General features: G+C 68.6%; 1 protein-coding gene. It reads left to right on the top strand.

The window, feature by feature from the left end; translation table 11 throughout:
* On the top strand, positions 1–242 hold a 242-nt coding region (locus SB679_RS25990; RefSeq protein ID WP_410705275.1), incomplete at both ends, for a hypothetical protein.

Here is a 242-nt window from a genome sequence, read left to right as displayed (position 1 = left end):
CCATCCAGGCCCTGCACACCATCATGCCGACTCACAACGTCGACGACGGCGGACTCCTCATGCTGGCTGCCCACGTTCTGGCCACGCTCGGGACAGCACTGGTGCTGGCGCGAGGCGAAGAATCCTTGTGGGCCGTGGCCGCGTGGCTGCGCCCAATCATCCGCCTGCCACGCCCGGTACCCCTCAGGACACCCCAAGTCGCGCATCCGTTCCTTGCACCGCCGGTTCCGCTCCGCAGCCGG

Source organism: Chryseobacterium sp. SIMBA_029, assembly GCF_046535275.1.
Lineage (GTDB): Bacteria > Bacteroidota > Bacteroidia > Flavobacteriales > Weeksellaceae > Chryseobacterium.
Note: the sequence above shows the minus strand (reverse complement) of the source record. Positions and strands in the feature narration are given on the sequence as shown.